Genomic DNA, 14,477 nt, shown 5'->3' on the forward strand with positions numbered 1-14,477 from the left:
ACGCCCTCACTCCGTCACACCCCGGCGCGAGTCTCATCCTGATTGACGCTGAATCTCACCTAGATTGCCGTTATGCACGAAAACCCCAATGTCGGCGGCTCGCCAATGTATGCGAACAAAAACATAGTTGAAAATGCGATGAACTCCAAAGACCACACTACACTGGTTGCAGCAGTAAAGGCCGCAGACCTTGTGGAAACGCTGAAAGGTAAGGGGCCATTTACAGTGTTTGCACCAACAAACGAAGCGTTTGCCGCACTTCCAAAAGGCACTGTTGATGAACTGCTTAAGCCTGAAAACAAGGCAAAGCTAACCAAGGTTTTGACGTGCCACGTCGTTGCAGCGGACGCGATGTCAAAGAACATCAAGAAGATGATTGCCGATGACAAGGGCTCGCATGATGTGAAGACAGTCGGTGGCTGTATTCTCAAGGCAAAGGAAAGCGGCGATAAGATTACGTTAACCGACGAGAATGGCAATGTTGCGAACGTAACCATTGCTGATGTGAAGCAGTCAAATGGCGTTATTCATGTAATTGATAAGGTCTTGCTGCCAAAGATGTAATCAACGCGTAACATTGAGATATGCCGATCTACATATATACGTGGTCGGCATGTCTTCATGGACTTTTTTGAACTTAACTGTACTCGCGATTGTCGGGTGCCGCGTTATCCTGTGCAATGCAGGCAAAAACGGCAATGTGGTACCAGACCAAATATTTCGGGAGGTCTAAGGGGGGGCTTCTTGGGGATTGCGATGTCTCCTTCAATCAATTTTGTCGCGTTGCGCGATATTTCCATTGGAGCTGTTACCTTGTGCGGTATCCGGTCTGTTCAACAGACCGGTGTTTTTGCTTTCCATCGCAAACTTTCAACAAATTTTAGCAGTTCGTTAAGAAAATAGTAACGCAATGAAACAATTTTTTAAGTGACGTGAACTGGCGACAAAATGGAGGTTTTGGGCGATGAGAAAAAATGCAACCACCGTTGCGCTGGCATTGGCAGGGTTGGTGGCGAGCTCTCTCGCGGCTTCAGCGAAGACGAGTTATTTGGGTGAATTCCGCGATTGGGGCGTTTACCAGAACACCGAGCTTGCGGGTAACAAATGCTATGCTTTGACTGTGCCGATCAATTTTCAGCCGACCGGCGTGCAGCACGGCGATAATTTCGTGATTATTTCCAAGGCGGATGGCCAGTATAGCCCTCAATTGGTGATGGGATATCAGCTGAAAGCCAACAGTTCGGTCAATGTGATGGTGGATGGCGCGCGCTTTCCGTTCTTCAGCGAGGGCAATCGCGCCTGGGCGGAAAATGTTGCCGACGAAGCGAAGCTGATGCGGGCAATGCGCGCGGGCAAAACGCTCAATGTGCAGGCAACGTCGGCACGCGGTACACAGACTCGCTATACCTTCTCCCTGATGGGGCTTTCCGCCTCTCTGCAGCGCGTGGATGGCTGCCGGTAATAATTGAAAAAGCCCTGCCAATGGGCAGGGCTTTCTCTTGAAGGATGCGGCTTTATGAAAGCCAGGTCTGGCGATTGTACCAATCATCCAGATCAGAACGCACGCGGTCTTTTTCTATGCCGTAGCGTTCCTGGATTTTGCCTTCCAACTGCTCGCGCCGGCCATTGATCTGGTCGAGATCGTCATCGGTGAGTTTACCCCACTGTTCCTTGATCTTGCCCTTGGCCTGTTTCCAGTTTCCTTCAACGCGATTCCAGTCCATTGGTTGGTCCTCCGTTCTGGGTTGGTTATGGATAACTAACGCAGCGGAGCGTGATTGGTTCAGCAAAAAACTGTAGAACCAGCTCAAAGACCGAGGAACTTGAAGGGCTCGCTTTCCTTGAAACTGTCGTTGACGACGCCATTGAACGTGTTGGTCTGATTGACGCCGAGGTCGAGTTTCTTGACCTTGCCGGTCTCTGGCGAAAAGTCGATTTCCTTGAGATCAACCCAGAAGACATTGGGTGTCAAAGCCGATTCGAAGAAATAAAGCATGCGCTTCTGGTCGGCCACCGTCCGCCAGCGCGTCGAGGAAATGTTCGGCTGGTCAGGTGTTGTCAGGCCGAAAGGCACCGAAGTGTTCCGGATGACGCTGAAAACACTGGCAATCGACTCAACAGGGTCGTCGGTTTTCGGGACGGCGTTTACATAGAACGATGCGCGCGCGAAACGGTCGGCGGCGCGATTGGTGCCCGGCAGCATGACAGTGCCGCCGATCTGGGTCCAATAGGAGTTGAGCGCAAGCTGCTCGTCGAATGTCGGCGAATTGGTCATCACCTGATATTGCTTGCCGTGATGGATCACCTGCTTGCCGTTGATATATTCGATGACCGCGCTGTCGCCGCTGGAATCGGATATGGCCAGATGCAACGTGGCCAATCTGTCTTCACCGGGGACCTTGTCCGTCACGATGGTGAAAGGCTCTGCGCGCAGAGTTTTGACCGCCTCGTCGACTGTGGCAAAGTTATCAAGCACATATTGCGCCCAAGCCGCGATGCTGAGGCCCGGTGTGGTGCCGTCATATTTCGGATATTCCGATTCAACGAGCCACAATGCGCCAACGGAAAGTCCTGCTTCGTTCAGTCCATCTGTCGTGGAAATGTCGTAACCGGAGGCGATCACACTGCCATATTTGGATGTCCACTGAAGCGAGTTCTTGCCGGCCTCGCCGGAACGTTTCATGCCGCGTGGAAAGACCCAGAGATTGGTCGCAACATCCACTTTCCAATCCATGGATCGGGCGGTCATCACCTGATCGTTGGCCCCGTGATACACGAAACGTGTGCAAGCTTCGGCAATCGGTGCGGCAAGCATGCTGCCTGCAACGAGCGCTGTAGTGCAGATGCTGGAAAAAGACCGCTTCAAAATCGGCATGGATCGTCCCCTCTGTGATGCCCGGTAATCTCTAGGGCAGGATGCCCGTTCGCTATTGAGTGAATGCCCTTCGCAGGGCGATATAAGGCAGTGATTGTAAGTGGAAAGACGGGCGAACGGGTTTTAACGCTCGCCCATATAACCGCGCTGCTTCCATTGCTGCAGCGGCATGATGTCTGGCGGTCCGCCGCCTGCCTCATACCAGGAATCGACGGCCCATTTCTGGCCCTGCTTGTCTTCGACAACTGCCGTCCAGTGCGGATATCGTCCATCGAAGAAAGCGCCGCGGGACGTGCGTCGCGCGACAGTGTGGTGCTTCAGCCAGCCGCGTGATTGCAGGTAGCGCAGGAAGTTATCGGTATTGGTCGATTCATCGATGCAATCCATCTGGCCCTTGATTCGGGCCTTGCCGAATTGCATTCTCGGCTTGTCCCGGACGCCAATCGCTGCGGTGCCGCGCTGTTCGAAGATAGCAACTGCCGTTCGCAGTGCTTTCCGTTCGCCATCTGCGCTGCGACTGCCATTTTGCAGAAGGTTCCGGATACGCTGTTGGTCCTTCGCGGTCAGCGTAACTTTGGTCCGGTAATGGCATTCATAACCGTGGCAGACGCTGAAGGTTTGTGCAGAAGCCATTCCGACCGGGAAGGCCAAGCCTATGAGGGCGCCAGCGCCCAGCAGTTTCATCAAATCGCTGCTCCGCGTTCGATTGAGAAGATTTTCCTGCAATTTCAGCAGGATAAAATAAATCGAATCTTCAGCTATCTTAACCGTGCTTGTGGCTGGTGAAAAGCAGGGACGGTTCAAGGCGTTCCAGCCCCTGATAGGGATTGGCGTGGATTGCGAGAATCCAGAGGCAGAATGAGGCTGTCAGCGAATAAATGACGAGCGCCTTTACACCAGCTCGCACACGGTCCGCATGGGTCGCTGCAATGGTTATCGCCGTGAGGAATGTAAGAGAAAGCACGAGATACCATTTGTAATAGTCGATTGAGGTCGATCCGACAGCCAGACGGGTATTGCGCGCGTCCTGCAGTTCATCGAAGTCGTTGATGAGCTGGGAGATAACGGGTGACGGCACGTCGGCGCGTGCCAGATTGATGATCTCGCGCCGGATACTCTGCAACGCCGTTTCAACGGAACCTGCTGGCTCGACATTGATCTTTTCGCGCCATTCGTCATCGATCACGGCAAGGCGATAGCCGGTGAGGGCGGCAGTAAGTTCAGGCGCATTCAATATCTCGGCCCTGGACGTTCCGATCAGACGGGAAATGGCCGAGCGTTCTTCACTGATCGCCTGATCTGCCCGGGAATTGACGCTCCAGATATCAGCGGCAACAAAACCGAGCGACAAGGCCCAGGCCGTCGCAATGGTGCTGATGAAAGCACCGATCGGAATGGACAGAACGTCGCTGGCGGCATGTTTGGACAGCATGTCGAGCGCGAAACGTCCAACCGCATAGAACACAATTCCAAGTACGGCGAAGGCCGTAAAAGAAAGATAGATCGGCAGCTCGAAGATATAGGTCATTCATTCCCCCACATTATTCCCCGCTTATTATTACCGGAAGTCGTTGAATTTTACTTAGAGCTGATCAAGGGGAGAGAATAGCAAAAAACCCGCCGGTTTTGCCGGCGGGTCAAACAACAGAAACTAATTTGTTGTGAACTAGAACGAGACGGAAAAACCGACGACTGGCCCATGCTGGGTCACGTCATACTTGAAATTCTCAACCGTATCGTTGTCCTTGTAGTCCTGATAAAGCGCCCGGTAGCCGACACGGAATGTCGTGGGAATATCGAAAACCATTGTTCGATATCCAAGATAGATCTGGCCATTGGCGCTGAGTTTGGTTCCAGCTCCGAAACCACCAATGTCGGCTTCCGCAAAAATGTTCCACCGGTCATTGATGTCGTAGAAGACACGCGCGCCTACAAAGGGATCGGTCCATTCCACCTTGCGCGACTCGCTGTAAGGGCCAACTTCAAGTCCGGCCTCCAGTCTTGTCCAGCGAACACCCACGGTTGGTTCAATCGCGAAAATCCGCTGGTTTCCGAAGAGCGTCGTTCCCTCGAGCTGCTGTTCATAGACGCGATAATAAGCACCAACTGCCAAGGTGGTTGTCTTGATATCGAGGGCGAGTTCGTTGTCGCGGAGGTTTTCATCCTGACTGGTCTTGACGTACTGACCGTCGATGAAAAAACCAACCGTGCCGTTGCTGATATCGACATTGCCCATGAAAGTCATATCGAGATTATCGAAAATCTCGCGAAAGGGGACGTTGACATCGGTGCTGCGGCCCAGCAGACCAGCGGTGCCGTTCAGCGATGCACCCCAGACATATGGGCTGAAAATCACGCGCCAGCGCTGCTGGTCCTGAATTTCTGGTTGTGTTGTCACGGCATCTGACGCGAACGATGTCGCTGACATACCTATTAAAACAGTTGATGCTAATATAATACTTCTGGAAAATTTTAACAGTAAATTCCCGTTCTGGTTACGCGATCTTCCGTCTTTCACCGAAAAAACCCCCTGGATTATGTATTAGCAATTTCGATAATACATCAGATTCAAATCTTTCTCCATATATATGTTAATCATTCAGGGAAATAAACTGAAAATTGATACTTATATTAAGGTTTGTTCTGTTGACTTTCATCAGGTGCAACCATTTATTCGGAATGGGAGCGGCGCCTCTTTTCTCATTGAGGCGAGGCGAGGAAGTTATTTTGGCAATTCTTAATATGACAAATCGTGGAGTAACGAGGTCATCATGAAAACGAAACAATCTATCTGGAAGTCGTCTCGCCGGATGTTTGCGCGGGGCGCTGCAACTGCTCTCATCGCTGCAGCTCTGGTCGTTCCTCAGGCAGCTTTCGCCTGCACCAGCTTCGTTCTCCCGACGAGCGACGGTGGTATGGTCTATGCGCGCACGATGGAGTTCGGGTTCGAACTCAAGTCCGATATGATCGTCGTTCCGCGAAACTATGCTTTCACGGCGACCGCCGCCGATGCGAAACCCGGCAAGCAATGGAAGAGCAAATATGCCGTGATCGGCATGAATGCATTCGGCATTCCGGCTCTCACGGATGGCATGAATGAGAAGGGACTTGCGGGCGGCATCCTCTATTTCCCGGATTACGCCAAGTTCCAGGATCCTTCCACGGCCAAGGCGGAAGACAGCCTTGCTCCTTGGGATGTTTTGAGCTGGGCCCTGACCAATTTCTCCACCGTGGCGGAAGTGAAGGCAGCTCTTGGCAGCATTGCCGTCATTGATGTCAAGCAACCCAATATGGGTTTCGCACCACCTGTGCATTATACACTGCACGATGCGACGGGTGCATCGATTGTCATTGAACCCATCGATGGCAAGCTGAAGGTTTATGACAATCCGCTCGGAGTGATGACGAATTCGCCGTCCTTCGACTGGCACATGACCAATCTGCGCAATTATGTTCACCTGTCGCCGGACAATACCAAGCCGCTCAAGGTCAATGGCGCTACTTTCACGCCATTGGGTGAAGGATCGGGTATGCTGGGCGTGCCTGGAGACACGACGCCTCCATCAAGGTTTGTGCGCGCAACGGCTTTCGTTCTGTCGGCCGCAAAGGTGCCGAGCGGGCCGCAAAGCGTTCGTCTGGCCGAGCATATCGCCAACAACTTTGATATTCCCAAGGGCTGGATCGTGGACCCGGCAACGCCGCTCGAATACACGCAGTGGACGACCATCGCCGACATGAAGAACATGACTTACTACGTCAAGACCTATGACGATCAGGTTCTTCGCGGTGCTGCTTTCAAAGATTATAATCTTGAAGCCAAGGATCTGGTGACGATCAAGATGCAGGAGCGTCTGAATCCGCCAGCCCTGACTGACAAGTAAGCCTTTTCAGGAATTGAGAGTCTGGAGCGCCGAGCTGATTGAACCGGGTCGGCGCTCCAACTATTTACGCGGTCGTTTTCAGGACGCGCTATCGAAAAGCCTGCGCTTGCTACGGCACCTCGTCGGAGGCAGTCGGGCCGCCCTCGTTCTCCAGATTGGCAATGCGTTTGGTCTCCGAACGATTGAATTTCAGGCGTACCCCGACACCGCCACCATTTTCGGGAATGAATTGCGCACCGGCTTTTTCCAGCGCATTGGCCAATGCCTGTATCTGTTCGCCCGTTGGCGTACCGAGCTTGCGCTCAAACTGCTCGATGGTCGCTGCGTCGATCCCCGATAGTTGGGCCAGACGGTCGCGTGAGAATTCCACAAGCGCTCTGGCTGCACGGCATTGAGGTCCGGTTATCATCATCTGTGTCTCCCCTTGCAGTCATGTATCGAAAGAAAAATACTGGAAATGCGCTCTAAATGTTTGTTCTAACGCACATCTAATGATGGTCGGAGTTGCCGACCTTTTTCCCAGCGCCATTGATAATCGTTTCGAGCAGCCAGGGCTTGTGGTCGATTATTTCGGAAAGCTCCTGCAGACCTATTTGCGAACCGGCTTCCTTCAGCAGTGCGTCGGCCACCGAGGCTGATCCGTTCTTGCCTTCCTGCGCCAAACGATGCGCCCGCCGGATCAGAAGTTCCGGTTGTGAAAAACTGCTCTCGGCAAGTCTTTTTTCTATTCGGCGCTGTAGCTCTTCCGGAGCAATCATCTGTTGAATTCCCTTATTCCTGAAAGGCCCGCAACCGGCAGCGGTGCGCAGCCCACATTATAAATCTATGTTGTGATGAAGTTTTTGCCACGTGACAATTCGCACAAATCTGACGTTCCGGCAGATTTTACTATGAGGGCGAGTAGGTGGAGCTGTGAGGCTGTTCTACTTTAGTATCACAGAATAGTAACGAAATATTTCAGCACATCAAATCCGCAAATTGGCCAAATTATTGCCACGCTTTCTCTTGTTTGCATCTGGCAAGCTACTTACATAGCCGGTACGCCTTGGCGGGAAGAGCAGTGGTCAGGTAGCGCGCGACGGGAAGCGGATTTCGCTTCACGGCAGTGTGCTGTAGCGGCCAGTGTCTGTTTCCGTTTGATAAACAATAAGAATTCAATGGTTTGAAATGGCCACTCTTCGTTACTTTATTTGGCCCATGGTTTTTACCGTACTGGGTCTCGCTGGTGCCGTTTGGCTCGGTTTCGAAATGACCGGCACTTTTGGGGGAATGGTCTCCGTCTTCATCATCTGTGCAGTTTTGAGCGTTCTCGAAATATCGCTTTCTTTCGATAACGCTATCGTCAATGCGCGCATCCTGCGCGACATGACGCCGGAATGGCAGCATCGCTTCCTGACTTGGGGCATTATCATTGCCGTTTTCGGCATGCGCATCATCTTCCCGCTTGCCATTGTCGCCGTTGCCATGTGGACCGATCCGATCTCGGCATTGAAACTCGCGATCTGGCAGCCGGATGAATATGCTCGCGTGATCTCGGAATCCCATACAGGTATTGCTGCCTTTGGCGGTACATTTCTGCTGATGGTCGGCATGAAGTACTTCTTTGATGTCGAGAAGGACGTGCACTGGATCAAGGCCATCGAAAGCCGTATGTCGAAGTTTGCTTCGGTGCAGGGGGTCGAGATCGGTGTGGCAATCGCTCTGATCATCTTCTTCTCGTACCAGCTTGATGCCGAACATTCGCACACCTTCCTGATCGCAGCCCTGTTCGGTCTTCTGACCTTCCTCGCTGTCGAAGGACTGGGCGAGGTTCTGGATGCGACGCAGGAGCAGATGGATATGGTCCATCGCGGTGGTCTCGGCGCCTTCATCTATCTTGAAGTGCTGGATGCCAGCTTCTCGTTCGACGGTGTTATCGGTGCGTTCGCGCTGACCACGAACCTGTTCATCATCGCTATCGGTCTCGGTATTGGTGCATTCTATGTGCGTTCGCTCACTATCATGCTTGTCGAGCGCAAGACGCTGGGTCAGTACCGCTACCTCGAACATGGTGCTTTCTATGCGATCCTGGTTCTGGCGGTCATCATGTATGTCCAGACGCTGGTACATATTCCGGAAGTCATTACCGGCCTTATCGGCGCGGCTTTGATCGGTCTCTCGTTCATGTCTTCGCTGCGCTACAACCGGCTCAATCCGAACTGGCAGGAAGAAGCCGAAGAGGTGACAGGGCACTAGTTGGCCTTGTATCCTTGGATTAGAAGGGCAGCTTCGGCTGCCCTTTTTGTTGGCCTTGACCGAATCGCCGGAGTTGAGGACCATCACCGGACGCGACTGACATCGCGCTTTCATGCTGCAGATCGTTTTCAGGGGATCATGATCGGCGCGCTGCGGCTCATTCGGGGAAGGGGATTTCCATGATCATAACACGTTTGAGCAAAACCGCCTTCGTGGCGGCGATAGCCTTTTTCGCAACGCTGGTTTCGTTCGGTAATATCACCGATTACGACACGAATTTCGGGTTCGTGCAGCACGTCCTGATGATGGATACCATCTTTCCCGATGCCACTATCAAGTATCGCGCCATCACTAATCCGATGCTGCACAATGCCGCCTATATTCTCATCATCGCGGCAGAGACGCTGACGGCGATCCTGTGCTGGATCGGGGCGTTTGCGATGCTCGGCCGTCTGACTGACCGGGCGGTCAGCTTCAACCGTTCGAAGAAATGGGCCATTGCCGGTCTCGCACTTGGTTTTCTGGTCTGGCAGGTCGGCTTCATGTCGGTTGGCGGCGAATGGTTCGGCATGTGGATGTCGCAAACCTGGAACGGGATCGAATCCGCGTTCCGGTTCTTCATCACCATCATCGCTGTGTTGATCTTCGTCGTGCTGCCGGACGGCGAACTGGTGGATTGAATTTGACGTTTGAATCCCGACTTCATGAGATGCTGTTTCAAACGTCAAATTCGAAAAATCCACTAGATACATGAAGTTACCAGTGGTCTTTGCGATTCCGACATTTGCTCGGCGCCTGTATCAGAGGGACGCAAATGTCGGAATCAGACCACTAGAGTAAATGTGATGCTGAAACAGGCTCGTCAATCAACTCGACACCAGCCTGTTTCATCTTCTGCAGCATGATGTCCATTGAGCCATTAAGGTCGATCCCGCGGCACGCATCCAGACGGACGCGCACCTGAAAGCCTTCTGCAATGGCGTCGAGCGCCGAATAGGCGACGCAGAAGTCGGTTGCCAGTCCCGCCAGAGTGAGCGAACCAATGTTACGTTCGCGTAAATACCCGCCAAGACCGGTCGGCGTGCTGCGGTCGTTTTCGAAGAATGCAGAATAGCTGTCTATGCCGATGCGAAAGCCTTTGCGAATGACGAGCTGTGCCCGTGTCCACTGCAGATCGGCGTGAAAATCTGCACCATGACCGCCCTGAACGCAATGGTCGGGCCAGAGCGTCTGCAGGCCATAGGCCATCTCGATCGTATCGAAAGGCTGGGCGTGGGCTTGAGTCGAGGCGAAGCTTGAATGATTGGCCGGGTGCCAGTCCTGCGTGAGGATCACGTGTTCGCTTTCATCGATCAGCCGGTTGACGGTGGGAATGATTTCGTCACCGCGATCGACGGCTAGCGCACCGCCGGGGCAGAAATCATTCTGGACGTCGACAACCACAAGTGCATGGCCGATCATAAGGTGCTCCCGCTTAGAGCATGTCTCCCGGAAGTGGAAACCGGTTTCAGGATAAAGACATGCGTAAATACAAACATCCAGCTTATTCCGTAACCGACTATAGCCAGACAGGGTTCACGAGACCAGCAATAAGCCGCGTTCTGGTATAACATCGGCAAGAGTGCTACGGACGGCTCAAATCAGACATCAGACAGGAAACCATCATGACAGATGTTATCGTCCGCGACAGCAATGGAACTCAGTTGAATGACGGTGATTCCGTCACCTTGATCAAGGACCTGAAGGTCAAGGGAACCTCCACGACATTGAAGCGGGGAACGCTGGTCAAGGGCATTCGCCTCACCGGAAATCCGGACGAAGTCGATTGCAGCACCAAGCAGGTCAAGGGACTGGTGCTGCGGACCGAATTCCTGAAGAAAGCCTGATTATCAGAGCGCGCATCTTATTCCGAAAACCGCTTCGCACTTTTCTGGATGCGCTCTAAGCATCGATCTCCACGCGACCGCGTGGGCGGCTGCAGCAGGCGAGGATATAGCCCTCGGCAATTTCGTCGTCGCGAATGCCGCCATTGTGGTTCATCTCGGTCTCTCCGCCGAGGCACTTCACCTTGCAGGTGCCACAGATTCCGAACTCGCAGGCGCTCGGAATCTTGAGGCCGCCACTACGGGCGGCAAGCAGGATTGTGTCGTTTTCCGTACATTCTACTTCCACGCCGGAAAGGCTGAAGACGACGCTGGCTGCTGCCACGGCCGGGGCGATGGGTGCTGTCACTGTGCTCGCCGGTTCGGAGAGCGTGGACGGCACCGGAACCGACGAAATCTCGCTGGCCGGATTAAAGCTCTCCTGATGATAGTTGGCCATGTTGAAACCGGCGTCTTCCAGCAAGCCTCGTACACCGTTCATGAACGGCTCCGGTCCACAGCAGAAGACCTTGCGATGCAGGAAATCAGGCGCCAGCAGTTCAAGCCGGGCGCGGTCTATTCGCCCATGCAAGCCCGGCCAGACATGGCGTGCCGATGATTGCTCGACAATGAAGGCCAGATGCATTGCTTCCATGCGACCGGCGAGCAGCTCCAGTTCACGGCGGAAAATGATGTCGTCCGGCGTGCGCGCGCAATTGATGAACGCGACGTCGGTTGCCGGTGCGCAGTCGAAGAGCCAGCGCGTCATGGAGACCATCGGCGTGATGCCGGAACCTGCAGAGACGAAAAGATACTTTTCGCCCGGATGACTGGCGAGTGAGAAATCGCCGTTCGGTCCGTAAGCCTTGATCTTCATCGGCGGACGCAGATTGTCGAGCATCCAGCGCGTGCCGATGCTGTCCTTCTGCGCCTTGACGGTGACGGAGACATGGTAGGGGCGGGATGGGGTCGAGGAAAGCGTATAGGTCCGTAGCACCGGGCCGAGGCCATCTGCCCGTTCAATCGGCAGTTCCAGAGTGACGAACTGGCCCGGCGTATAGCGGAACCAGTTGTCCTCGGCGGTCTTGAAGGAGAAGGTCATGACGTCTGGCGCTTCTTCGATGGCCGAGATGCATTCCAGCATCTGCAACCTGTCGTTCCACGGCAGCATCTCGTCCAGATATTTCAGAGGCTGCATGGCCTTCTCACTTCTTCAACTGCATTTCAAAAATCAGGCGACGCGGCTGAGCTTTGCCGCTTCACCACGCAGGCGCGGCGTAATGGTGTTGGTGTACCATTCGAGGAACTGCATCACACCGCCTTCATGTTCAACCGAGTAAGGGCCCGGCTGATAAGCGGGCGAGCGAATGCCCACCGCATTTTCTTCAACGATCTGCCGGTCCTGGTCATTGGTCTGGATCCACACATGGGTCAGTTCATCGAGATCATAGTCCACGCCTTCGACGGCATCCTTGTGGACGAGCCATTTGGTGGTGACAAGCGTTTCCTCGGCGCTGATCGGCAGAACGCGGAAGGAAATCGCATGATCTGCCATCAGGTGGTTCCAGGTCGATGGATAGTTGAACATCAACATTGCACCGATATTCGTGTTGCCAGCCACCTGATCGCTCAAAGGCTTCTTGACTGCCGCCTTGCCAGACATGGTGTAGCTCACCGCGTCGCGCAGAAGTGGGATGCGGGTGATGCGATAGCGCCCATCTTCGGACATGTTGAATTCTGCAGGCAGACCGACGCTGGCGCAATTCTTCCAGAGCTGGTTGATCTCCGGGTCTTCCATCACGCCCTGCACGCCGGTTGCCGACGGAGCTTCCGGATAGGTGCGGCAGAGTTCTGGATGGTTCGCGGCGCAGTGATAGCACTCGCGGTTGTTTTCCCAGACGAGCTTCCAGTTGCCCTTCTCGATGATCGAGCTTTCGAAGGCGACCTTTGCATCCTTGATATTGTGCGGTGCGAGATAAGGCTCGACCAGATTGCGGAATGCCCCGAAATCGGGCGCTTCCTCGGCGACGCAGACATAGATATAGCCGGCGACGGTTTCGCAATGAACCGGCTTCAGGCCGTATTCGGCAGGCTTGAAGTCAGGGCCGACCTGACGCGCGAAAAGCAGACGCCCGTCCAGTTCATAGGTCCACTGGTGATAAGGGCAGACGAGCTTCGCGGCGGTTCCCTTTTCAGCCGCGCAAATGCGCGAGCCACGATGGCGACAGGAATTGTGGAAAGCACGAATGCCGCCCTGCGCATCGCGAACGATGACAACAGGATAAGCGCCGATTTGCACGGTCATATAGGAACCGGTCTTCGGCAGCTCGCAATCATGGCCGACAAACAGCCAGTCCTTGTAGAAAATGTTCTCCAGATCCAGCTTGTGATATTCTGGATCGGTGTAGAATTTCTGCTCCAGGCTGAAATTGGGGTCGCGCCCGGTCAACAGCCCCAGCATTTCGTTGCGAACGTCCATAGCCTCGAACCCTTGCTTTCCATCTTGGATCTGCCTTCTGCTGTTCTCCCAGCGACTATGGCTCGATCCGGTGTTCCCTTTGTCTTCCGGAAGCACGGCTTGTCCCGTTATCTCAATGGCTTGCCCACATCTCCCGAGGTCTGTGAACTAGCTTCCGTTATCCCGATTCAATCACTGAACTATTCTAAACGCGCATTGGGATGCGACATGGTTTTCGCGTAAAGACGACACGCCAAAATGTCGCTTTTGCGGCGCGATCAGATCGTCGCAAATATGTGTTACATCCGCCTTCGGAGCGTTTCCGGGATTGCAAATTGGTTTAAAAGCCAGTTACCACGTCAACCACATCCCAATCTGTTTCATTCCATGGGAGGCTCGGTGGCCATGAAACGTTCTGAAATCAACGAAATCATCCGCGAAAGCGACGCTTTCATCCGCTCTTTCGGCTATGTCATGCCGCCTTTCGCATATTGGTCGCCCGAGGAATTGAAGGCGCGGACCTCTTCGGATGCGCATGCCATTCGCGACGCGCGCCTTGGTTGGGATATTACGGACTACGGGCAGGGCAAGTTCGCTGATCTTGGCCTGTTCCTCTTCACCACGCGTAACGGCAACGCAGAAGACCTCAAGCGCGGCGGCGGCATGCTTTATGCCGAAAAGATCATGATCTCGCGCAAGAACCAGCTTTCTCCGATGCATCGGCATGTGGTGAAGGCTGAAGACATCATCAATCGTGGTGGCGGCACGCTGGTGCTGGAACTGTTCAACTCGCTGCCGGATGGCAGTGTGGATGGGCAAACCGACGTGACTGTTGCCACCGACGGACGCCTTGTGACGCAGAAGGCTGGTGCTCATCTGAAGCTGCAGCCGGGCGAAAGCGTGACGCTGCTGCCGGGCAATTGGCATGCTTTCTGGGGAGAAGGCGGCGATGTGCTGATCGGCGAGGTTTCGACTGTCAACGACGACCTGACCGACAATATTTTCCGCGAGCCGATTGGCCGTTTTTCGAATATCGATGAAAACGAGAAGCCGCTGCATCTTCTGGTATCCGACTACGACAAATGGCTGTGAGCCTACCGATATTTCGGTTCTAGCCGCCTGCAAATGGCGTTGTTTGACGTTTCCGGTCTGCATGTAACTTTAAG

At 53.9% G+C, this 14,477-nt stretch carries 17 protein-coding genes; 7 read left to right on the forward strand and 10 right to left on the reverse strand.

Annotated features, from left to right (window positions below):
• Positions 1 to 72 precede the first annotated feature (72 nt).
• Together FG152_RS18285 and FG152_RS18290 are read left to right on the forward strand one after the other, a co-directional pair.
• A complete protein-coding gene (locus FG152_RS18285; RefSeq protein ID WP_498987887.1) occupies positions 73 to 564 on the forward strand; it encodes a fasciclin domain-containing protein in 492 nt (163 codons plus the stop codon).
• Between the two features lie 400 nt (positions 565 to 964).
• Entirely contained in the window at positions 965 to 1,462 is a 498-nt protein-coding gene (locus FG152_RS18290; RefSeq protein ID WP_012091713.1) for an invasion associated locus B family protein, read from the forward strand.
• A 52-nt stretch (positions 1,463 to 1,514) separates the two neighbouring features.
• Here FG152_RS18290 and FG152_RS18295 read toward each other — a convergent pair whose 3' ends face one another.
• The 5 genes from FG152_RS18295 to FG152_RS18315 all read right to left on the reverse strand — a co-directional run bounded on the left by FG152_RS18295 (position 1,515) and on the right by FG152_RS18315 (position 5,303).
• On the reverse strand, positions 1,515 to 1,724 hold the full coding sequence (locus tag FG152_RS18295; RefSeq protein ID WP_498987889.1) for a CsbD family protein: 210 nt from the start codon (positions 1,722 to 1,724) through the stop codon (positions 1,515 to 1,517).
• 83 nt (positions 1,725 to 1,807) lie between these two features.
• Positions 1,808 to 2,875, reverse strand: coding sequence for a linear amide C-N hydrolase (locus tag FG152_RS18300; RefSeq protein ID WP_010659684.1), 1,068 nt, complete (start codon positions 2,873 to 2,875; stop codon positions 1,808 to 1,810).
• 123 nt (positions 2,876 to 2,998) lie between these two features.
• The gene (locus FG152_RS18305) at positions 2,999 to 3,559 is read right to left on the reverse strand and encodes a hypothetical protein (RefSeq protein ID WP_010659685.1); all 561 of its coding nucleotides are present in this window, start codon (positions 3,557 to 3,559) and stop codon (positions 2,999 to 3,001) included.
• Between the two features lie 79 nt (positions 3,560 to 3,638).
• On the reverse strand, positions 3,639 to 4,403 hold the full coding sequence (locus FG152_RS18310) for a bestrophin-like domain (RefSeq protein WP_029929084.1): 765 nt from the start codon (positions 4,401 to 4,403) through the stop codon (positions 3,639 to 3,641).
• 138 nt (positions 4,404 to 4,541) lie between these two features.
• Entirely contained in the window at positions 4,542 to 5,303 is a 762-nt protein-coding gene (locus FG152_RS18315; protein ID WP_235784311.1) for a hypothetical protein, read from the reverse strand.
• 343 nt (positions 5,304 to 5,646) lie between these two features.
• Here FG152_RS18315 and FG152_RS18320 point away from each other — a divergent pair, with 343 nt between their 5' ends.
• Positions 5,647 to 6,756 (forward strand): linear amide C-N hydrolase, encoded by a 1,110-nt coding sequence (locus FG152_RS18320; protein ID WP_010659688.1) that lies wholly within the window; start codon positions 5,647 to 5,649, stop codon positions 6,754 to 6,756.
• Positions 6,757 to 6,865: 109 nt separating this feature from the next.
• Here the strand turns inward: FG152_RS18320 and FG152_RS18325 are convergent, their stop codons facing one another.
• Positions 6,866 to 7,168: a helix-turn-helix domain-containing protein gene (locus tag FG152_RS18325; protein ID WP_012091718.1), complete on the reverse strand. Its 303-nt coding sequence runs from the start codon at positions 7,166 to 7,168 to the stop codon at positions 6,866 to 6,868.
• A gap of 76 nt (positions 7,169 to 7,244) precedes the next feature.
• Positions 7,245 to 7,514: a hypothetical protein gene (locus FG152_RS18330; RefSeq protein WP_010659690.1), complete on the reverse strand. Its 270-nt coding sequence runs from the start codon at positions 7,512 to 7,514 to the stop codon at positions 7,245 to 7,247.
• A gap of 409 nt (positions 7,515 to 7,923) precedes the next feature.
• On the opposite strand from FG152_RS18330, the gene FG152_RS18335 reads away from it, so the two are divergent.
• Entirely contained in the window at positions 7,924 to 8,991 is a 1,068-nt protein-coding gene (locus FG152_RS18335) for a DUF475 domain-containing protein (protein WP_012091719.1), read from the forward strand.
• A gap of 179 nt (positions 8,992 to 9,170) precedes the next feature.
• Positions 9,171 to 9,671: a DUF2165 family protein gene (locus FG152_RS18340; protein ID WP_029929077.1), complete on the forward strand. Its 501-nt coding sequence runs from the start codon at positions 9,171 to 9,173 to the stop codon at positions 9,669 to 9,671.
• A gap of 151 nt (positions 9,672 to 9,822) precedes the next feature.
• Here the strand turns inward: FG152_RS18340 and pncA are convergent, their stop codons facing one another.
• Positions 9,823 to 10,452, reverse strand: a complete 630-nt coding sequence (pncA, locus tag FG152_RS18345) for a bifunctional nicotinamidase/pyrazinamidase (RefSeq protein ID WP_498987896.1) — start codon at positions 10,450 to 10,452, stop codon at positions 9,823 to 9,825.
• 203 nt (positions 10,453 to 10,655) lie between these two features.
• Between pncA and FG152_RS18350 the strand changes: the two genes are divergently transcribed.
• Positions 10,656 to 10,877 carry an alkylphosphonate utilization protein gene (locus FG152_RS18350; RefSeq protein ID WP_010659694.1) on the forward strand — a complete coding sequence of 74 codons (222 nt, stop codon included), beginning with the start codon at positions 10,656 to 10,658 and terminating at the stop codon, positions 10,875 to 10,877.
• Between the two features lie 55 nt (positions 10,878 to 10,932).
• Here FG152_RS18350 and FG152_RS18355 read toward each other — a convergent pair whose 3' ends face one another.
• Both FG152_RS18355 and FG152_RS18360 read right to left on the reverse strand, forming a co-directional pair.
• Positions 10,933 to 12,051 (reverse strand): FAD-binding oxidoreductase, encoded by a 1,119-nt coding sequence (locus FG152_RS18355; protein ID WP_498987898.1) that lies wholly within the window; start codon positions 12,049 to 12,051, stop codon positions 10,933 to 10,935.
• 33 nt (positions 12,052 to 12,084) lie between these two features.
• Positions 12,085 to 13,332, reverse strand: a complete 1,248-nt coding sequence (locus FG152_RS18360; protein WP_029929072.1) for an aromatic ring-hydroxylating oxygenase subunit alpha — start codon at positions 13,330 to 13,332, stop codon at positions 12,085 to 12,087.
• Between the two features lie 384 nt (positions 13,333 to 13,716).
• Here FG152_RS18360 and FG152_RS18365 point away from each other — a divergent pair, with 384 nt between their 5' ends.
• Positions 13,717 to 14,403, forward strand: a complete 687-nt coding sequence (locus FG152_RS18365) for a D-lyxose/D-mannose family sugar isomerase (RefSeq protein WP_498987902.1) — start codon at positions 13,717 to 13,719, stop codon at positions 14,401 to 14,403.
• Positions 14,404 to 14,477 lie beyond the last annotated feature (74 nt).

Source organism: Ochrobactrum sp. XJ1 (assembly GCF_024701725.1).
GTDB lineage: Bacteria > Pseudomonadota > Alphaproteobacteria > Rhizobiales > Rhizobiaceae > Brucella > Brucella anthropi.